Annotated in this window: 18 protein-coding genes; 10 read left to right on the top strand and 8 right to left on the bottom strand. The window is 47.2% G+C overall.

The genetic code is table 11. The features are described 5' to 3' along the window. Nucleotides 1-15: 15 nt before the first annotated feature. Nucleotides 16-1,035, bottom strand: coding sequence for an amino acid ABC transporter substrate-binding protein (locus EOPP23_RS05910; RefSeq protein WP_153765063.1), 1,020 nt, complete (start codon nucleotides 1,033-1,035; stop codon nucleotides 16-18). Nucleotides 1,036-1,371: 336 nt separating this feature from the next. Between EOPP23_RS05910 and EOPP23_RS05905 the strand changes: the two genes are divergently transcribed. Next, entirely contained in the window at nucleotides 1,372-2,187 is an 816-nt protein-coding gene (locus EOPP23_RS05905) for a redoxin domain-containing protein (protein ID WP_153765062.1), read from the top strand. Nucleotides 2,188-2,267: 80 nt separating this feature from the next. Here EOPP23_RS05905 and EOPP23_RS05900 read toward each other — a convergent pair whose 3' ends face one another. From EOPP23_RS05900 to rsmD, 3 genes are all read right to left on the bottom strand, one after another. Next, on the bottom strand, nucleotides 2,268-3,362 hold the full coding sequence (locus EOPP23_RS05900) for a malate dehydrogenase (protein WP_153765061.1): 1,095 nt from the start codon (nucleotides 3,360-3,362) through the stop codon (nucleotides 2,268-2,270). A 198-nt stretch (nucleotides 3,363-3,560) separates the two neighbouring features. Further along, entirely contained in the window at nucleotides 3,561-3,749 is a 189-nt protein-coding gene (locus EOPP23_RS05895) for a DUF1289 domain-containing protein (protein WP_153765060.1), read from the bottom strand. Then, nucleotides 3,742-4,350: a 16S rRNA (guanine(966)-N(2))-methyltransferase RsmD gene (gene rsmD, locus EOPP23_RS05890; protein ID WP_153765059.1), complete on the bottom strand. Its 609-nt coding sequence runs from the start codon at nucleotides 4,348-4,350 to the stop codon at nucleotides 3,742-3,744. The genes EOPP23_RS05895 and rsmD overlap by 8 nt, the downstream gene beginning before the upstream one ends. 135 nt (nucleotides 4,351-4,485) lie before the next feature. Between rsmD and hemN the strand changes: the two genes are divergently transcribed. The 3 genes from hemN to EOPP23_RS05875 all read left to right on the top strand — a co-directional run bounded on the left by hemN (nucleotide 4,486) and on the right by EOPP23_RS05875 (nucleotide 8,806). After that, on the top strand, nucleotides 4,486-5,874 hold the full coding sequence (hemN, locus tag EOPP23_RS05885) for an oxygen-independent coproporphyrinogen III oxidase (RefSeq protein WP_153765058.1): 1,389 nt from the start codon (nucleotides 4,486-4,488) through the stop codon (nucleotides 5,872-5,874). A gap of 164 nt (nucleotides 5,875-6,038) precedes the next feature. Beyond that, the gene (locus tag EOPP23_RS05880; protein WP_370514681.1) at nucleotides 6,039-8,318 is read left to right on the top strand and encodes a nitric-oxide reductase large subunit; all 2,280 of its coding nucleotides are present in this window, start codon (nucleotides 6,039-6,041) and stop codon (nucleotides 8,316-8,318) included. 101 nt (nucleotides 8,319-8,419) lie between these two features. Then, a complete protein-coding gene (locus EOPP23_RS05875) occupies nucleotides 8,420-8,806 on the top strand; it encodes a SirB2 family protein (RefSeq protein WP_228550621.1) in 387 nt (128 codons plus the stop codon). Between the two features lie 10 nt (nucleotides 8,807-8,816). On the opposite strand, the gene EOPP23_RS05870 is transcribed toward EOPP23_RS05875, so the two are convergent. After that, nucleotides 8,817-9,161, bottom strand: coding sequence for a hypothetical protein (locus EOPP23_RS05870; RefSeq protein ID WP_153765056.1), 345 nt, complete (start codon nucleotides 9,159-9,161; stop codon nucleotides 8,817-8,819). Between the two features lie 440 nt (nucleotides 9,162-9,601). Here EOPP23_RS05870 and ftsY point away from each other — a divergent pair, with 440 nt between their 5' ends. From ftsY to rpoH, 4 genes are all read left to right on the top strand, one after another. Next, nucleotides 9,602-11,197 carry a signal recognition particle-docking protein FtsY gene (gene ftsY, locus EOPP23_RS05865; protein WP_153765055.1) on the top strand — a complete coding sequence of 532 codons (1,596 nt, stop codon included), beginning with the start codon at nucleotides 9,602-9,604 and terminating at the stop codon, nucleotides 11,195-11,197. Nucleotides 11,198-11,281: 84 nt separating this feature from the next. Beyond that, nucleotides 11,282-11,950 carry a cell division ATP-binding protein FtsE gene (ftsE, locus tag EOPP23_RS05860; RefSeq protein WP_153765054.1) on the top strand — a complete coding sequence of 223 codons (669 nt, stop codon included), beginning with the start codon at nucleotides 11,282-11,284 and terminating at the stop codon, nucleotides 11,948-11,950. Between the two features lie 2 nt (nucleotides 11,951-11,952). Continuing rightward, entirely contained in the window at nucleotides 11,953-12,966 is a 1,014-nt protein-coding gene (gene ftsX, locus EOPP23_RS05855; RefSeq protein WP_153765053.1) for a permease-like cell division protein FtsX, read from the top strand. Nucleotides 12,967-13,133: 167 nt separating this feature from the next. Next, nucleotides 13,134-13,988: an RNA polymerase sigma factor RpoH gene (gene rpoH / locus EOPP23_RS05850; protein WP_153765052.1), complete on the top strand. Its 855-nt coding sequence runs from the start codon at nucleotides 13,134-13,136 to the stop codon at nucleotides 13,986-13,988. A 94-nt stretch (nucleotides 13,989-14,082) separates the two neighbouring features. Here rpoH and EOPP23_RS05845 read toward each other — a convergent pair whose 3' ends face one another. Beyond that, nucleotides 14,083-14,922, bottom strand: a complete 840-nt coding sequence (locus EOPP23_RS05845) for a pirin family protein (RefSeq protein ID WP_153765051.1) — start codon at nucleotides 14,920-14,922, stop codon at nucleotides 14,083-14,085. Beyond that, the gene (locus EOPP23_RS05840) at nucleotides 14,923-15,525 is read right to left on the bottom strand and encodes an FMN-dependent NADH-azoreductase (RefSeq protein ID WP_153765050.1); all 603 of its coding nucleotides are present in this window, start codon (nucleotides 15,523-15,525) and stop codon (nucleotides 14,923-14,925) included. Between the two features lie 135 nt (nucleotides 15,526-15,660). Between EOPP23_RS05840 and EOPP23_RS05835 the strand changes: the two genes are divergently transcribed. Next, nucleotides 15,661-16,548, top strand: coding sequence for a LysR family transcriptional regulator (locus EOPP23_RS05835; protein WP_370514679.1), 888 nt, complete (start codon nucleotides 15,661-15,663; stop codon nucleotides 16,546-16,548). A 54-nt stretch (nucleotides 16,549-16,602) separates the two neighbouring features. Beyond that, nucleotides 16,603-17,544: a hypothetical protein gene (locus tag EOPP23_RS05830; protein ID WP_153765049.1), complete on the top strand. Its 942-nt coding sequence runs from the start codon at nucleotides 16,603-16,605 to the stop codon at nucleotides 17,542-17,544. Here EOPP23_RS05830 and EOPP23_RS05825 read toward each other — a convergent pair. Beyond that, on the bottom strand, nucleotides 17,537-17,758 hold the full coding sequence (locus EOPP23_RS05825) for a DUF2835 family protein (protein WP_153765048.1): 222 nt from the start codon (nucleotides 17,756-17,758) through the stop codon (nucleotides 17,537-17,539). The genes EOPP23_RS05830 and EOPP23_RS05825 overlap by 8 nt on opposite strands. Between the last annotated feature and the right edge of the window lie 941 nt (nucleotides 17,759-18,699).

Here is an 18,699-nt window from a genome sequence, read left to right as displayed (position 1 = left end):
ACTCTTAGAGACTTCTTATCGAATCGGCGCGGCATAAAGAATGCCACCCTGGTTCCAAAGGGCGTTGATGCCCCGCTCGATTTTCAGAGGACTGTTAGGGCCTACGTGACGCTCGAAGATTTCACTGTAGTTACCAACAGCACCAATGGCGTTAGCAGCCCAGTCTTTCTTCAGACCAACCTTCTCACCCAGGTTACCGTTTACACCCAGCAGGCGCTGGATGGCAGGGTCTTCACTTTTCAGCATTTTTGCCAGGTTGTCAGAGGTTACACCCATCTCTTCAGCGTTGATCAGAGCATAAGCTACCCAGCGAACCAGTGAAAACCACTCGGAGTCGTTAGAACGAACGGCCAGAGCCAGAGGCTCTTTGGAGATAACTTCAGGCAGAATGATGTAATCGTCAGGGTTGCCCGGAGCATTGGCACGAATACCTGCCATGGCAATACGGTCAGCCGTCATTACGTCACAGCGGCCACTGAAGAATGCAGATTTTTCTTCAGAACGATCTTCAAAGACAACCGGCTTGTATTCCATCTTGTTCTTATTGAAGAAGTCAGCCATGTTCAGTTCAGTGGTAGTACCGGTACGGGTACATACTGCAGCACCGGCCAGTTCCAGAGCGCTGGTTACGCCCAGGTCCTTATGAACCATAAAGCCCTGACCGTCGTAGATGGTAGTGGCAGCAAAGCTCAGGCCCATGCCGGAATCACGGCTCATGGTCCAGGTTGTTGTACGACTGAGTACGTCAATCTCGCCACTCTGCAGAGCAGTCAGACGCTGCTTGGAGGTCAGAGGGATGTATTCAACCTTGTCCGGATCATTAAAAATAGCGGCGGAAATAGCACGACAGAAATCGACGTCGAATCCAGACATCTTGCCTTTGGCGTTGGGTGCAGAGAAACCTGCTGTTTTACCGTTTGAGCCACACAGCAGTTTGCCGCGTTCCTTAACCGTGTCGAGAGTCGCAGCACTGGCACTTGCCGCAGCAAGGGACAGAGCAAGAAAGCCTGTGGTCAGGAGTTTGAAAGATTTCATCAGGATGGTGCTCTTTTATTTATTGTTGTTATAGCTGTCGAATCATGTGTTCTATCAAGAGACTTCTTTATTCTTGTTTTTATACGGCAACACAATGACAGATATTTGTGACAGGAGTGTTTAACACTCTCTTTTTTTATATGAAAAACACCATAGCTTTATGGCAAAAAGGTTGCAATAGACGACATTGAATTATTCAATGAATAAAGGAGATATATGGTTTTTTGCCGGAGTTTTCTGCGAAAATTGATACCTCTTAACTCTTACGTTGAATCGAGAATAACCGACTATAATCTTTTTGCGATAGTCAATATTTCCTCAATAAGTGAACCGCTCATGATTATTCGATTTGTATCTCGACAAATCAGGTGTGCCTCGGTCTTTGCTGCAATATTGTTCGGTGGAATATCAGGTTACACGACAGCCCTACAGATAGGTAGTGAAGCTCCAGACTTTGAGATGGTCATTGATGGCAAAGTAGTTAAGTTTCATGATCATATTAAAGACAAATACGCGATCTTCTTTTCCCACCCTTTTGATTTCACCCCGGTATGCACGACTGAGTTGGCTGAAGTACATAAACGTAAACCGTTTTATGATGACCACCAAACAGTTGCCGTCGGTTTAAGTGTTGATTCGGGAGATCGCCATAGGAAGTGGAGTAAGGATATCCTCAAGTTTGCTTCTTCCAGGGATCAGACGCTGAACTTTTCTCTGGTAAGTGATGAGCAACTGGAAGTTGCCAAGAAATACGAGATGCTCGCGAATGATGAACAGCCAGGGTCTGAGCGAAGTGCAGGAACGAATTTTACGGCCAGAACTGTCTTCATCATTGGTAAAGATAAGAAAATCAAATTGATGATGACCTATCCGATGTACATCGGACGTAATTTCAATGAAATTTCACGAGCGCTGCTTGCTCAAATTGAGCACGATGATCGTAAGATAGCTACTCCTGCAAACTGGCAACCTGGAGACGATGTCGTTGTTCCTCCTGGTATGACAACGGAAGATGCGGAGCAGAAGTACGGCGAAGTCAGAGTAAAAGAGTTACCATCATTCAGTGAGGAAGGGATAAAACACTATTTACGCTTTGTTAATAGTAATACCCCTGAATCAGAGAGAGAACACACTGAGCACACAGAACTATAGTTTGAATACTTTACAGATAAAAAAAAGGAGCAATTAATATCGCTCCTTTTTTTTAACAATGAAAACTGATCAGTCAATAATCAGCAAACACGGTCAGCTTTGTAGTAAGAGATACCACCTTCCAGACCGTTGTCGTAGCAGGTCTGGCCAGTACGGTCAGACTTACGCAGAGCGTCACGGGTCTCGGCAGTTTCAGCTGGCAGCAGGTGCTCAACAGCTGCTTTCTCTTCCAGCAGTTCTGCTTCGGTCTTCTTCATCATGGTCTGGCCGTACTCATTGATGTTCAGGCCCTGAACGATCTGGTAAGTACCGAATTCGCAGACACATGGGAAGGAGTAGTAGATACCTTTGGCTACGCCGTAGCTGCCATCGGAGATGATACCCATGCTCACAACTTCACCGTCGCTACCAGCAGCCCAGTCACGTACGTGATCCAGAGCAGCCTGAGCAGCAGAAGCAGCAGAAGACAAGCCTCGTGCTTCAATGATTGCAGCGCCACGCTTTTGGATGTTTGGAGTGTAATCTTCCTTGTACCACTTCTCATCGATCATATCGATCACAGGCTCGTCGCCCATGGCACCGGCGTGGTGCAGATCTGGGTACATGGTTGGAGAGTGGTTACCCCAGATTACAACGGTGTCGATGTCGGATGGGTTAACACCAATCTTGTTACCCAGAATACCCTTGGCACGGTTGTGATCCAGACGGGTCATGGCACAGAACTGGGAAGGATCCAGGTCCGGAGCGTTACGGGACAGAATCAGGCAGTTGGTGTTAGCCGGGTTGCCAACAACCAGAGCTTTAACGTCGCGGTTGGCAACGTCGTTCAGAGCTTTACCCTGAGCGGAGAAGATTGCTGCGTTAGCTTCCAGCAGGTCAGCACGTTCCATACCCTTGGTACGAGGACGAGCACCAACCAGCATAGCGTAATGAACGCCCTGGAAACCGGTGGTCGGGTTGTCGTGCAGAGTGATGCCGTGTACCAGTGGGAAAGCACAGTCTTCCAGTTCCATGGCTACGCCGCGCAGCTTTTCCATGGCCTGAGGGATTTCAACCAGTTGCAGAATGACTGGCTGATCAGCACCCAGCATTTCACCCGCAGCAATTTTGAACAGCAGGGAGTAACTGATGTTGCCAGCTGCGCCAGTGACTGCGATACGAACAGGTTGTTTCATGGGACCACTCCTTAGAGTTCTCTTAGGAAAATACTCGGAACCGGATACATGAGTGCTGTTTCAGCTTTGCTGCTTTATCAGCGCCTTTTTTCAGCACTCTACACCGTTACCGGAGAACCTTTTATTGATTAAAATCAGCGGCGTGAAGATTACCTAGTTCTATAAGTTAAGTCCACTATCCCAAAGTCAAAGGTGTGACTAATTGTTCGATTGTGTTTCCATGAAATTAATCAACCGTTGCCTTGCCTTCCTGACTATCAGCTTGCGATCCTGATTGGCAGCCTTGCCCCAGCGAGCAATTTCATCCAGAGAACGGTAGCAACCTTTGCAGATATTTGATTCGTTCAACTCACACTGGCGAATACAGGGAGAAGATACTTCACTCATCAGGTGTTTCCACCTGAAGCAGATGATACGAGAGCTGCCCAGCCGTTTTGGTTTTCAGTAAAGACCAGTGATCAGGAATGGGTAGAGGGGACAGTTCTTTCTCTACTTCTATATAGACCAGGGTCTGGTCACTTACATAGCCATTATCGTTCAGCAACTGACAGGTTTTTTCCAGAAAGCCTTTACGGAATGGCGGGTCGAGAAAGACCAGATCAAAAGGTTCGTCTGCCTTTTTAGACAACCAGATTAGCGCATCGGTTTGAACGACACTGGCTTTGTCTGTTCTTAATGTTGTCAGATTCTCTTTCAAAACCTTTGCCGCCGGAGCAGCAAACTCCAGCATAGTAGCGCTGCCTGCTCCACGGGACAGAGCTTCCAGAGACAAAGAGCCGGAACCGGTAAAGCAATCAAGAACTTTTGCTCCAGGCACGTAGGGCAACAGCCAGTTGAAAACCGTTTCACGCACACGGTCTGATGTTGGGCGCAAACCGGGTAAATCAGCCACAGGTAGTCTTCTGCTGCACCATTCACCACCAATGATACGCAGCTGACCGCTGCCCTTTGATGCATTCTGTCGTTTGGTTGACGGTCTGCGAGGCATTCTCTACTCCGGTGAAAATATGATAGCGGCTGATTTTATCCCAGATCGTCACAGCCGCCTATTCGCAGCTTCCATTACTGGAGAAAAGTGCCGTGAGCAACAACACTTGTCCTGAACCTGATCAGGACACCAACCATGTTGCCCAGTATCCAATTTGATTCGAAGATGTTGAAGAAATATGACACCTTTGGTCCGCGCTACACTTCCTATCCAACAGCCATTCAGTTTAATCACGACTTTACCCGCGACGATTATCAGAATGAGGTGAGGCTGAGTAACAGTGCGGGTAGGCCTTTGTCTCTGTATTTCCATATCCCTTACTGTAAGTCCCTGTGTTTCTTCTGTGCCTGCAATAAGATAATCACTCATTCAGAAACCGCAAGAACCGTTCCTTATCTGGAACGGCTCTATACCGAAATCAAAATGCAGAGTGAACTGGTGGATGACAGCCGCAGTACAACCCAGTTGCACCTTGGCGGAGGTACGCCCACTTATTTGAGTGATGATCAGCTATCAGAACTGATGTCAGTTACGGCAGAACATTTTAATCTTGCACCGGAAGGCCAAAGGGAGTTTTCCATTGAAGTGGATCCAAGAGCGGTTCGAGATAACACCATAGCGCTGTTGTACGACCTCGGTTTCAGTCGTATCAGCTTTGGTGTTCAGGATCTCAATGAAAAGGTGCAGCAAGGTGTTAACCGCATTCAGACCTACGATCAAAATATGAGAGTGATTGAGGCAGCAAGAAGCTCAGGCTATGAGTCTATCAGTCTTGATCTGATTTACGGGTTGCCTTTTCAGACGCTGGAGAGTTTTGGCCACACTCTCGACAGTATTATTGCCATGAAACCCGACCGATTGGCGGTATACAACTACGCTCACATGCCTCATCGGGTCAAAGCCCAGAAACTGATTAAGCAGGAAGATCTGCCTGACCCGGTTACCCGCCTGAGTATTCTGGAGCTTACGATTCATCGATTGCAGGAAGCAGGCTACATCTATATAGGCATGGATCATTTTGCTCTTCCTGACGATGATCTGGTGAAAGCTATGGAAACTGGCACTCTACAGCGAAACTTTCAGGGTTACTCAACCCATGCGGATACCGACATGATTGGTATGGGTATGACGTCTATAGGAAAAACCGATAATTGCTACAGTCAGAACCAGCGCTATGAGAAAGCCTACTTTCAGGCTATAGATGGCAGGCAGCTGCCGATCATGCAGGGGTACCAGTTAACCTTTGACGACAAGGTGCGCAGGGAGATTATTCAGCGATTGATGTGTCAGGGGGTGGTTGAATTTGAATCAGTCAGTCAGCAGTTCAATATCGAATTTAACCATTATTTTGCTGAAGAGCTGATTCTGCTTAAACCGCTTGCGGAGGATGAACTGATTCAGCTGCAGGAACACAGAATTGTTATTCTTCCCCTTGGACGATTGCTGCTTCGAAATATCGCCATGGTGTTTGATATCTACCGACCACGTACTGTGACGGATCAACTGTTCTCCAAAGTGATATGAATAGTAGTATCAAAATGACAGTATGGTGTCATATTGATACTAAAATAAAGTGTCTAAATGACACTGCTTTGTTTGTGAGCTTAGTTAAGTAAAGGCTTTGTTGGTTGGCACGACTCTTGATTAGAAACCATTGAGTATATAAATCAGTGTTATCAGGGGGAGCTGTGAAACCAACAACAGATAAACGGACATGGCAGGCACTTTTCGCAGTGTTTGTTATTTCATTCGGGATATTGCTTTGGCTGGGAGGGGAGATATACCGCGAAGCTCCTCCTATTCCAGCGCAGGTCGTCAGTGAAAATGGGGACGTCATTTTCACGAGAGATGACGTTGAACTGGGTCAGCAGGTGTGGCGTACCATGGGTGGTCACGAGGTTGGCTCTATCTGGGGGCATGGCAGCCTGGTTGCGCCGGACTGGAATGCAGACTGGATTCATCGGGAAGCTTTGTACCTGCTGGATATGTACGCGAACCGTGACTTCAACCTGCAATACGATGAGCTGAACGCTGAACAGCAAGCCGCTCTGAAAGCGCGCTTGAAATCAGTGATCAGAACCAATACATACGACAAAGGCAGCGATACACTGACACTGTCTGCTGATCGCGTGCAAGCGGTTGAATGGTTGGCAGACTATTACGGAAAAGTGTTTGGTGACGATCCGGCCTTTCAGCCAGTCAGAGAAGATTACGCGATGAAGGAGTCGACCGTAGCCACGGCCGAACATCGCGAGCTGTTATCTGCTTTCCTGTTCTGGAGTAGCTGGTCAACTGAAACCAATCGTCCTGACAGCGATATTACCTACACCAACAACTGGCCTCACGAGCCGTTGATTGATAACAAACCATCGGCTGATATTCTCGGCTGGAGCATGTTCAGTATTATCCTGCTGGTATTCGGTGTCGGTGCATTGGGCTGGCATCATGCCAGAACAGTCGAAGAGCATGAACTGCCAGAAGTACCGGCGGAAGATCCTCTGGGAAGGCACAAACCAACGCCTTCCATGCTGGCGACAAAAAAGTATTTCTGGACCGTTGCCGCACTCTTCCTGACCCAGATTGTTCTTGGTGGTATCACGGCGCACTATGCCGTAGAAGGACAGGCATTTTATGGTTTTCCTTTAAGTGACTGGCTGCCGTATTCGTTAACCCGTACATGGCATACACAGCTGGCTGTTTTCTGGATCGCAACCGCGTGGCTGGGAACCGGCCTGTACATTGCACCGCTCTTGTCAGGTTATGAACCGAAGCTGCAGCGTGCAGGTGTTAATTTCCTCTATGTCTGCCTGCTCATCATTGTGGTGGGTTCCATGTTTGGTGAATGGCTGGGTGTTCAGCAGGTTCTGGATTTTGATACCAACTTCTGGTTTGGTCATCAAGGTTATGAATATGTGGACCTTGGACGTTTCTGGCAAATATTCCTGTTAATAGGTTTGATTCTCTGGCTGGTGCTGGTTGCGAGGTCGCTGTTTCCACTGCTTAAGCAAAAGAGTGATGATAAACAGATTGTTGTAGTTTTGGTGATGTCGGCTATTGCGATTGCCCTGTTCTACGGCAGTGGTCTGATGATGGGCCAGAAAACACATCTGGCGATGGCTGAATATTGGCGCTGGTGGGTTGTACATCTCTGGGTAGAAGGCTTCTTTGAAGTGTTTGCAACTTCTGTGATTGCCCTGATGTTTGTACGGTTGGGGCTGGTGCGAGCAAAGTCCGCTTCCAGTGCAGTGCTGTTTGCTACGGTTGTGTTCCTGACAGGCGGTATTCTGGGAACTCTGCATCATCTGTACTTTACCGGAGCACCTACATCGGTTCTCGCCTGGGGCGCAACATTCAGCGCACTGGAAGTTGTACCACTGTCGCTGATTGGTTTTGAAGCCTGGGAAAACTGGCGTATGCGTAAGTCTGCTCCCTGGGTGCAGAAATACCATTGGGTGATTATGTGCTTTACGGCCACAGCTTTCTGGAACCTGATGGGTGCCGGCGTATTCGGTTTCCTGATTAATCCACCGATTTCCCTTTACTACATCCAGGGGTTGAACACGACAGCTCTGCACGCACATACAGCCTTCTTCGGTGTGTACGGCATGTTGGGTGTGGGCCTGATGCTGTTCTGCCTGCGTGGTATGAGCCAGGGTAAAGAATGGGATGATCGTCTACTGAAGTGGAGCTTCTGGTCTCTTAATATCGGTCTGGCTGCAATGGCGCTGATGTCTTTATTGCCAGTAGGTATTCTGCAGGCAGTGGCCAGCTACAACGAAAGCTTCTGGTATGCTCGTTCTGCTGAATTTCTTCATCAACCTCTGATTGAACAGTTAGTATGGTGGCGTGTGCCAGGCGATATTCTCTTCGGTATCGGCGGTGGTTTACTGGCCCTGTTCATGTTTAAAGCTGCTCTCGTAAAAAAGAAGAGCAGTACCGCGAGTGTTGAGTCGATTGCCAGTGAGTAAGGACTGACTGTTTTTTGAGTTAATGTTTAGAACTATGAATAATGCCTCGCTTTTGTGAGGCATTATTTTTTACGGCAGAAATGCCAGATGTGGAGGTTGTTTTGATCTATCTGACCATAAAGCAGATGCACATTATTTTCGCTGCAATCAGTGTTGGTCTGTTCGTCGTGAGATGGCTGGTCGCGTTATTCAACGATACCTGGCTGAAACATCCGTTTTTTAAAACCCTTCCCCATCTTATAGATACCCTGCTATTAGGGTGCGCTGTCTGGCTCTGCATTTTTCTGCATCAGTACCCGTTTGTGAACAGCTGGCTGACCGCCAAAGTGATTGCCCTGGTTGTGTATATTCTTCTGGGCTATATGGCGATTAAGGGTGGAAAGACGATTATTCAAAAAACAGTGGCGGGTGTTCTATCGTTGCTGGTGGCGGGCTATATCGTTGGTGTTGCAATTACTCACAACTCTTTGTCATGGTTTGCCCTGTAAATAAGACGTTTCAGTTATCAAAAGAGATGACTAGCTGCTTGGCTGATGTGGCCAGAATTTTTGACCAGGAATCAGGTTGTGGTCTGTTGGGAGCACCACATGAAAGGGCAGGCCTTTCTGATTGGTCGTCACGAACAAAATCCATCTCAATGTTAAGGTACTGGCCTTTGTCATGGGCATGGAGCTGCACTCGGTTGGAGATAGGGTCGTCACATTGATGGTTGTAGTAGCAGCGCTTGCTCGAGGCGCCTGCAGGATGCTCCGGAGTCAGTAGAGCAAGCAACAGAACGCCGGAAACCACTATCAGGCTCCAGATAAGCATTCTTGTGCTGGATACGTGCTCATCCAAATTCATTGGTTACATCCTTATGAATCATAAGTGTGCAGACACACGTCATTGAATTTTAAATGGCTACATCCTCTGGGGCGGGGATATAGCTTATGAGTTCGTATGCCCGGTTACCTACTCGCAAGCCCGTGCATTAATAAATACGCATCTATGACTTGGTTTGGTTCCCTAATATAGTCCCGATATTGGCTCGGGGCTTTAATTGGACAGTGGTACGGGGTGAAAGTTCGTTCCGTGAAGCCCGCTTTTGCGATAGGATTAGTCGATTATATTCAAGCTGTTTATCCGTTGTGGCGTCATAAGCACCCGCACATACGAATCCACAGCCATTGTCCGGCAGCGGCCGACATTGCTGATGAGTGATTCAACTACGTGTGCCTGCACGCTTATACAGTCATTTCCCGGAAACCAGTAATTCATTTAATTCCATTCTGATGAAGTAGCCTATGTTCGGTTCTCGCAAAGGTGATGATAAAAAGAAGGCCAAAAGACGTTTTTGGCCTTGGGGGCGTCGTGAGGAAAAAGAAACTCAGGAAGCTCCGGCAGTAGAAGAAATACCGCAGCAGGAAGCTATTGAAGAAGTGGCCAGTCCAGAGGTTTCTGACGTTGTTCAGCCTCAGATTGAAGCGGTTGAGACAGCGGTTGAGACAACTATTGAAACTGCTGAACCCGTTGAAGTGGTTCAGGAGCCTGTGCAGGCAGAGGTTCAGCCTGAACCTGTTGTTGAGCCTGAGCCGAAAGTAGTGGCTGAGCCAGTCCCTGAACAGAAAGTTGAGGAAAAGGTCGAGCAAAAGGTTGAGCAGGAATCCGGGCAGTTAGTTGCAGAGCCTGTAGAGGTCGTTTCTGCACCTGCTGAGCCTGAACAGGCAGCAGTGGTTGAGCCTGTCTCTGAACAGAAAGTTGAGGAGAAGGTTGAACAGAAGATCGAGCAGGAGCCAGAAGTAGTAGTTGCAGAGCCTGCAGAAATTATGCCTGCTTCTGTTGAGCCAGAGCCAGAGCCAGAGCCAGAGCCAGAGCCAGAGCCAGAGCCAGAGCCAGAGCCAGGGCCAGGGCCAGAGCCAGAGCCAGAAATTGCAGCGCCTGCGGTAATAGAAGCGCCGAAGGAAGAAAAGGCGGGTTTCTTTGCCCGTATGAAGCGTGGTCTGAACAAGACACGTAACGCTTTTGTTGATGGCGTGGCCGATATCTTCGTTGGCCGAAAAGAGATTGATGAAGACCTGCTGGAAGAGCTGGAAACCCAGCTGATCATGGCGGATATCGGTATCGAAGCGACCACCGACATTATCGAACGTCTGACCAAAAAAGTCCGTCGTAAAGAGCTGGGTGATGCAGAAGCATTGATCACAGCTTTGAAAGCTGAGCTGAAAGAGATTCTTGAACCCGCCGACGAGCCGCTGGTGATTGATGAACAGAAGTCACCTTATGTGATTCTGGTTGTGGGCGTGAACGGTGTCGGCAAAACCACCACCATTGGCAAAGTGGCCCGCAAACTTCAGGCTGAAGGCAAGAAAGTAATGCTGGCAGCGGGTGATACTTTCCGTGCGGCAGCGGTTGAACAGCTTCAGGTCTGGGGTGAGCGTAACGACATTCCCGTGGTGGCTCAGCATACCGGTGCTGACAGTGCTTCTGTGTTATACGATGCCTTTGAAGCAGCGAAAGCCCGTGGTGTTGATGTACTGATTGCAGACACAGCAGGCCGTCTTCATAACAAAGATCATCTGATGGAAGAGTTGCGCAAGGTTAAGCGTGTGCTTGGCAAACTCGATGACTCAGCGCCTCACGAGGTTCTGCTGGTTCTGGATGCAGGCACAGGTCAGAACGCTCTGAACCAGGCTAAGGTTTTCCACGAATCCGTCAACCTGACCGGTATGGCTCTGACCAAACTGGATGGTACGGCTAAAGGTGGTGTGGTTTTCGCTCTATCCAAACAGATGCAGCTGCCTATTCGCTTTCTAGGTGTGGGTGAGCAAATCGACGACCTGAGACCATTTAATGCAGATGAGTTTGTAGAAGCATTGTTCGATCCGATTGATCCTGATTGAATAGCTGAATGGTGAGGGAAAAAGCTTCGGCTTTTTCCCTTTTCAACAAACAGAGCAGGGAACGCCCATAAAGCGCTTTGATGAATGATTCATTTTAATAATGTCACCAAGCGTTATCCCGGTGGCCATGTAGGTCTCGATCAGGTTGATTTTCACCTGGGACGGGGCGAGATAGCTTTTCTTACTGGCCATTCCGGTGCCGGTAAAAGTACCCTTTTGAAACTTATAATGCTGATGGAAAGACCTTCTTCCGGGTCTATCGCTGTCGGTGGTCACGATACTTCCAAGCTTGGCCGAGGCCAGATTCCTTATTTCAGACGTAACGTTGGTGTGGTCTTTCAGGATCACCAGTTGCTCCGTGATCAAAGCGTTTTCGATAATGTCGCTCTGCCATTGATTATTGCCGGCTACTCCAAACAGGAATGCGCGGGCCGTGTGAGAGCAGCACTCGATATGGTTGGTCTGTTGAACCGTGAAAAGAATCTTCCGGTTGAATTGTCCGGTGGTGAGCAGCAGCGCGTAGGTCTTGCCCGTGCGGTTGTAAATCGTCCGCCTCTGATTCTCGCCGATGAACCGACCGGTAATCTTGACCCCAAGCTTTCTTCCGAAATCATGAGACTGTTTGAAAACTTCAATCAAGTCGGTGTCACCGTTCTGATTGCCAGCCACGACCTTGCGCTTATTGCTCGCATGGAGCACAGAGTACTGACTCTGGATAAAGGTCAGCTGATTCATGGTCAGGAGACTGTCTGAATATGTTTTCTAAAAAAAAGACCAAGACAAAGAATCCTAAACAGTCTGCACATCGTGAAGAGTCGGAGCGTGGTGCGGCTAAAGCCAGTAAACACTCCATGGGTTACCTGAAAAATTTACACCAACAGGTAGCGACTGATGCCTTTAAGAATATTCTGGCTAAGCCTTTCGCGTCTTTTCTGAACTGTTTGATGATTGGCGTGGCGTTTGCTCTGCCGGCATTGCTCTATCTGATGGTGATTAACCTTCAGGTGTTGGGTAATGGCTGGGAAGGTCAGCCAAGAATTTCTCTCTATCTGGAAACAGGGCTTAGTGATAAGCAGATTCGCGCTATTCGCAATCAGGCCAGAGATGATCAGGACATTACCAATTTCACCTTTATTTCACCCGGAGAAGGTCTGAAGGAGTTTCAGGAAAAAGCACAACTAAGCAGTGTTTTTGATGCTCTTGGCTTCAATCCCCTGCCTCCCGTGCTCGAATTGGAACCAAGGTCTAGTTTCCCTGTGGATAAGCTGGGTGAACTGCTGCAGAGATATAAGGTCAAAAAGGGTGTTGCAGAGGCCAGACTTGATCGGGAATGGGTTGAAAGACTGGCTGCAATTACCGGCCTGGTCGAACAATTTGCACTATTATTGTCTGGCTTGCTGGCAGTGATGGTGGTGTTAACCATCGGCAATACAGTACGGCTCAGTGTTGAGAGTCGGCGTGCCGAGATACAGGTGATCAAGCTGGTGGGCGGTACCGATGGTTTTGTGGCTTTGCCATTCCTTTATATGGGTGTCTGGTATGGCCTTGGCGGTGCGTTTTTGGCATTGCTCACCGTCTGGCTGATTCAGGCTGGAGTCATGTCCGGTGTGCTGGAACTGACTTCACTCTACGGCAGTAGTTTTGAGGTGCAGGGGCCAGATTCCACGTTGGTTCTGTCATTACTGGCTGCTGGTTGGTTGCTTGGCTTTGCCGGTGCTCTGGCCAGTTGTTATCGCCACTTGAGAGATATGGAACAAAAAGTACTGTAGGCCAGTCTGAACAGGAACGTATCAGGACTGTAAATACTGAAAGATTCAGGTAAAGTAGCTTGGCGAATATACGATAGATTTTGTTACTATTATTTTAGAAGTAACTTATTTTTTCTTTGGAGAATTAATTAAGTTGAGTGCCACATTGCACTTTGCTGGAGTTGATTATGGGAAGCAGTTTACAACCAGTTGATATGTTAGTTCCTGGCCAGAACATCGATGCGTATGTTCAGGGTGTCAGCAGTATTGCTGTGTTATCTGTTGACCAGGAACGCAGCCTGGCAGAACGCCTTTATTACGATAATGACCTGGATGCTGCACGACAGCTGGTTATGTCACACCTGCGTTTTGTTGTTCATATTGCCCGCAGTTACAACGGTTATGGTTTGCCGCTGTCTGATTTGATTCAGGAAGGTAACGTAGGTCTGATGAAGGCCGTCAAACGTTTTAATCCTGAAGTGGGTGTTCGTCTGGTGTCGTTTGCTGTGCACTGGGTGAAAGCCGAAATTCATGAATTCATTCTGAAGAACTGGCGCATCGTTAAAGTAGCAACCACTAAAGCACAGCGTAAGTTGTTCTTTAATCTGCGCAGCTCCAAGAAGCGTTTGGCCTGGTTGAATGAAGAAGAAGTAAAAGCCGTTGCCAACGACCTAGGTGTTGAAGCTAAGGTGGTTCGTGAAATGGAAGGTCGAATGGCTGGTCAGGATACTGCCTTTGACGGTTACTCCGACGACAGTGACGACTCTTCCTACGTAGCACCCGCTGCTTATCTCGAAGATCAGAGTGCTGACCCGGCTCGTCAGCTGGAAGATTCTGACTGGGCGGACTCGTCAGTTAATATGCTGCGTAATGCGCTGGCGACTCTGGATGAGAGAAGTCGCGATATTATTCAGCGTCGCTGGCTGACTGAAGACAAAGCTACTCTCCATGAACTGGCTGCTCAATACGGTGTGTCTGCAGAACGTATTCGTCAGCTTGAAAAGAATGCGATGAAAAAGGTAAAAGGCAGCCTGGTTGCCTGAACTTGAAGCTTGCTCTAGCAACAAGCTGGAAATAAAAATGCCACTGCATATGTCAGTGGCATTTTAGTATCTGGAGTATGACTTTCCATGTGAGTCAGGGGAAATTACCGCTTTGGTAGTCATTAATAGTCTGTAGTATTTCTTCACGAGTGTTCATTACAAACGGACCATGCTGAACAACAGATTCATTTAATGGTTGGCCTGCCAATATAAGAAAACGACTGTCTTCTTCTGATTCCAGATTCAGTGCCCCCTTATCGGAGAAAATACCAAACTCGCCTGCGCTGATACTTCTATTGCTGTTTGTAACCTTTCCCTGATAAACAAAGATCATGACTTTCTTCTGGTTCAGGGGGAGTGATATGCGCTGCTTATTATTCAGGGATATATCAACCAGCAAAGCATCCTGTTCTGCTCGCACGATAGGGGACTGAAAGTTGGAGTTACCCAGTTGCAGACTTCCCAATAAAACACGACCATGGACCTTATTGAGCGAAAACGCTGGAATGTCCTGCTGGCTTAAGTCTCTGTATTCGGGCTGAGACATTTTTTTGGAGGCAGGCTGGTTCAGCCATATCTGAAAACCGTGCAATGTATCTTGTTCTGGCAGTGGCATTTCAGAATGAATGATGCCTTTACCGGACTTCATCCATTGAATACCGCCTGATGTAATTTCCCGACGGTTACCAAGGTTGTCTTCGTGTCGAAAACTGCCTTTGAGCATATAAGAAATAGTTTCAATTCCCCTGTGAGGGTGGGCAGGAAAACCACCGCCCAGAGCATCGGGGTCATTACTGCTGATTTCATCCAGCATCAAAAATGGGTCCATCAACTTCGGGCAGCCAGAACTCATGACTCTTTTCAGAGAAACGCCGGCTCCATCAGAGGCTGGAACTGCAGTAATAACAGTTTCCAGCGTTCGTACTGATTTCATTCAGGCCACCAGTTGGTCAATGTGTTGACTGGCATTTTGCAAAGCAGACTCTCTCGCATCACCACCCATAGACAGACCTTCTGCATAAATAAATTCAACATCGGTGATACCAATAAATGCCAGAAAATGTCGGATCAACGGCGTCTGGGTATCCATTTCTGTACCTTGATACAAACCACCACGAGCGGCAAAAACATAGGCTTTCTTGTTTTCCAGCAAACCGACAGGTCCGTTTTCCGTATAGCGGAAAGTGATGCCAGCGCGGGCAATAAAGTCGAACCAGGATTTCAGAGTAGAAGGCATGGTGAAGTTATAAAGAGGAACTCCGAGCACCAGTACATCGGCTTCTTTAACTTCATCAATCAGTGTGTTTGATAAAGCCGTCATGGCTTTTTGCTGGTCATTCTGCTCACTTACATCAAGCATAAAGCCCTGAAAGGTTTCTGCATTAAGGTGAGGAACCGTATCGTCAGCCAGTATTCTGTTCTTAACCTGAGAACCTTTCTGGCCGGCAACCAGCTTTTCGACAAACTGTGTTGCCAGTTGACTGGATTCACCCTGATTGCCAAACAGACTGGAGTTTATGTGCAGTACTTTAGTCATGGTGTATTTCCTGTTTGCTTGAAGTAAGTCGCTTAAAGTCGTTGTTGAATAGAAGTTTATATCGATTTTGACGAACAAAAAGCGCAAAATATCCATGCAAATGATCGTATTTTTGGATGTTTTGTAGGGGGCTCCGTGGCAAAAGTAACTCTTGAACAGTGGCGAATGTTTCACGCTGTTATCGAACACGGAGGTTTTGCTCAGGCTGCAGAGGCTCTGCACAAAAGCCAATCCACAATCAGCTATGCAGTGAATAAGCTTCAGCAGCAGCTTGATGTGCAGATTCTGGAAATCAAGGGCAGAAAAGCGGTACTGACCGATGCTGGTAAGGTGATGTTGCGAAGGTCGGAATCCCTGTTAAAAGATTCCGAAGCGCTAGAGAAGGCCGCAGCCAGTCTGTCCCAGGGCTGGGAAGCCAATATTGTTCTGGCCTATGATGCTGTTTTTCCTTCCTGTGTTTTAATTGAATGCCTTAAACAATTACCGGCAGAGTGCAATACACGAATAGAGTTGGTGGAAACCGTTCTGTCTGGAACTAATGAAATGCTGTTCTCCGGTGAAGCCGATCTGGTGATTACCGGTATGGTGCCTCAAGGATTTCTGGGGGAGCCTTTAATCCACTTTCCTTTCCTGCCTGTTGCCCGCTTCGATCACCCGTTAAATCAGATTGAGCAGACCATCACCAACAATATGCTTAAAGGGCATCGTCAGGTTGTAATTAGAGACTCTGGTTCCAAGCGAGTAGATGCTGGCTGGTTAGGAGCTGAATCCAGATTAACGATCAGTAATATAGGTACGGCTGTTGAAATGGTGAAAGAAGGCTTGGGTTTTGCCTGGTTTCCGGAAGCTGATATCAGGCAGGAACTTGAATCGGGTTTATTGAAAGTAATTAATCTGGAATCAAAAGACACTCGGCATATTCAAACCCACCTGATTATCCCTGATAAGGATTTTGCCGGTCCTGCCACACTGGCCTTTGCTGAAGCAATTAGAAAACAGTGTAAGAAAAGTCAGGGCGGTTAAAGATAAGTTTGTAAAACGAACTATTCTTACCACTCTTTTTCAAGAATAAAGATAATGAAAAAAGAGTGGCTGGTTCTATTATTGTTTTTTTCTACGGTTTGCCGTGCAGCTACAGAGCCATTCGAAGTTGAGATATATGCACGGCAGTTTGAGCAAGAAACACCTATTGTTCATGGAAAAATATACTCTGTGATCAATGGGCAGGAGAAACTGGTTGCGGTTACTGATCAAAATGGTCTTGCCAATATATCCGTAACCAGTAACGAGCCTATGAGCCTGTTTATTGAAAGTCGGTCTATCGACTATGCTTATTTACCAGCACTTTCCTGGGGTACGAGTTCGATATTAAATGTTTTTTTCGATTCTTTAACAATCTTTCTGGAAGCTATAGCAAAACTGCTGCTCACACCTCGAATATACTCAGGCATAGTTTATCCGGGAACTAAAGATTACACCGGAGAACATGGTCGAATTACTTTTCAGGTACCTTATGAGCTTACGATTAACTATTTGCATCGTGTTCTCGCTCTGCACTTCTCATCGGAGTCTAAACCCGGGCACTGCCATGTTGTTACAACGGTCACGCCGGAAGACAAGAGCTTAAAAGATTGTCCCCATGGTTTGGAGAATGTAGTAGTAGAACTGAGCCCTAAAATGTATGAAGCCCGATACTACTTTGATGTTCTTAGAAATGTCCCGCCGGATTACTGTAAAACCGATCTGATATTTAACCTTGGGATTATGTCTGTTCTTGGTCGGAAGACTTTCGACAGGAATGATACATCAGAGGATGGTGGTGTCATGTTTCTGAATATTCCTGTCAGAAATGAGCCCTATACAATCATTAGCAAACGGCCTGGTTATGAATTTGATCAGGTTCAGTTTGTATGCGAGCCGGGCAGGTTGATAAATATCAGTCCACCGCAGGGGCCTGTCGGAAGAGAATCCTTAGAAGGTCACTGCGAATGGCTGGACTATTTCTGTCCTGTTAACTGATTCTTCTCAATTCTCCCAGTTTGCCATCGCTGGAATAGGATATTTCAAAGGTTCCATAAATGCCTTCACGGGTCACGAACTTGAGTAGGGTCTCGTAAGGAATGCTCATGCTGAACCCCTGGCGGGTTTGAACCTGAACCCTGTTCTTCTTGCCCTGATAATACTGCATGACAGATTGTGAATTAAGACTGATAGAAAACACGGCCTTTTTCATGTTGCTGACTCCACTCCTCCCTGTTCAAACAATAAATATTTTAGCATTTCATTCTGCATCAGGAAGAACTGATGTGCTAACTGTTTGAAATCAAAGCTCATTCAAGATGACGGAACCCTGACGAACGGTAAAGCAGCTGTATAGAATATCTAGAGATTGGTATCCGTCTGACCACTTGAAGAGTTTCCGATATCCAGGGGCAGCTCAGGCTGGTTGGGCTATCTGGTTGTATACCAGGGTGCAGACTCATCACAAAACTGGCTATCCAGTGGTGATGGCGATCAGACAATGCATTCAGCCAAAAGCCTGAGATGCCTACTATAGAGCTTCTCTATATGTAGCTTCTTTATATATAGGTGTCTGAAATCGCTGAATAAAGAGATGTGTTCATTATTAGAGAAGAGTCGATGCGCTGTTGAGGAAATAAGTGTAAATCGAGGGTTGGCATCTGTCGTTTATCTGCGTATAGTTCGCCATCTCAACGGCACATCGCTCTTAACGAGCAGCCAGTTAGGCAGTTATCAAATGCTTCTTTCCTCTCTCAATAACGAGAACGAAAACAGCGATTGACAACAACGGCTGACACGGTAGAATGCGCCGCCGCTGACCAAGAAAAGTTCTTCGCAAGACGAACGAGGCTAGCGAGTTGCAACCCGGTTCTACGGATTCGAAAGAGTCTGAAAAAACAAACGGTTGACAACAAAAACGGTCGCGGTAATATAGCGGCCTCGCTGAACGGCACCGACGCCGATTCAGAGTTTGAATTAAGACGCTTCGAGTGCTTCAAACAGGTTCTTTAAAAACATATCAGACAATTCGTGTGGGCGCTTGTGTGATGAATTTGGTTAATCAGTTCTTCTTCGGAAGGATTGAAAAAAATACCAACTCATCGAATCAAGCGAACACACTCGTTATTAAGGTTTCTTAGGAAGCTTTAACTA

Source organism: Endozoicomonas sp. OPT23, assembly GCF_009653635.1.
GTDB lineage: Bacteria > Pseudomonadota > Gammaproteobacteria > Pseudomonadales > Endozoicomonadaceae > Endozoicomonas_A.
This window is presented reverse-complemented; position numbering and strand designations above follow the sequence as displayed.

Bases quoted from the DNA above. Each gene is read 5' to 3' on its own strand.
- EOPP23_RS05910 (WP_153765063.1), bottom strand. From the start codon at position 1,035: ATGAAATCTTTCAAACTCCTGACCACAGGCTTTCTTGCTCTGTCCCTT.
- EOPP23_RS05905 (WP_153765062.1), top strand. From the start codon at position 1,372: ATGATTATTCGATTTGTATCTCGACAAATCAGGTGTGCCTCGGTCTTT.
- EOPP23_RS05900 (WP_153765061.1), bottom strand. From the start codon at position 3,362: ATGAAACAACCTGTTCGTATCGCAGTCACTGGCGCAGCTGGCAACATC.
- EOPP23_RS05895 (WP_153765060.1), bottom strand. From the start codon at position 3,749: ATGAGTGAAGTATCTTCTCCCTGTATTCGCCAGTGTGAGTTGAACGAA.
- rsmD (WP_153765059.1), bottom strand. From the start codon at position 4,350: ATGCCTCGCAGACCGTCAACCAAACGACAGAATGCATCAAAGGGCAGC.
- hemN (WP_153765058.1), top strand. From the start codon at position 4,486: ATGTTGCCCAGTATCCAATTTGATTCGAAGATGTTGAAGAAATATGAC.
- EOPP23_RS05870 (WP_153765056.1), bottom strand. From the start codon at position 9,161: ATGAATTTGGATGAGCACGTATCCAGCACAAGAATGCTTATCTGGAGC.
- ftsY (WP_153765055.1), top strand. From the start codon at position 9,602: ATGTTCGGTTCTCGCAAAGGTGATGATAAAAAGAAGGCCAAAAGACGT.
- ftsE (WP_153765054.1), top strand. From the start codon at position 11,282: ATGATTCATTTTAATAATGTCACCAAGCGTTATCCCGGTGGCCATGTA.
- ftsX (WP_153765053.1), top strand. From the start codon at position 11,953: ATGTTTTCTAAAAAAAAGACCAAGACAAAGAATCCTAAACAGTCTGCA.
- rpoH (WP_153765052.1), top strand. From the start codon at position 13,134: ATGGGAAGCAGTTTACAACCAGTTGATATGTTAGTTCCTGGCCAGAAC.
- EOPP23_RS05845 (WP_153765051.1), bottom strand. From the start codon at position 14,922: ATGAAATCAGTACGAACGCTGGAAACTGTTATTACTGCAGTTCCAGCC.
- EOPP23_RS05840 (WP_153765050.1), bottom strand. From the start codon at position 15,525: ATGACTAAAGTACTGCACATAAACTCCAGTCTGTTTGGCAATCAGGGT.
- EOPP23_RS05830 (WP_153765049.1), top strand. From the start codon at position 16,603: ATGAAAAAAGAGTGGCTGGTTCTATTATTGTTTTTTTCTACGGTTTGC.
- EOPP23_RS05825 (WP_153765048.1), bottom strand. From the start codon at position 17,758: ATGAAAAAGGCCGTGTTTTCTATCAGTCTTAATTCACAATCTGTCATG.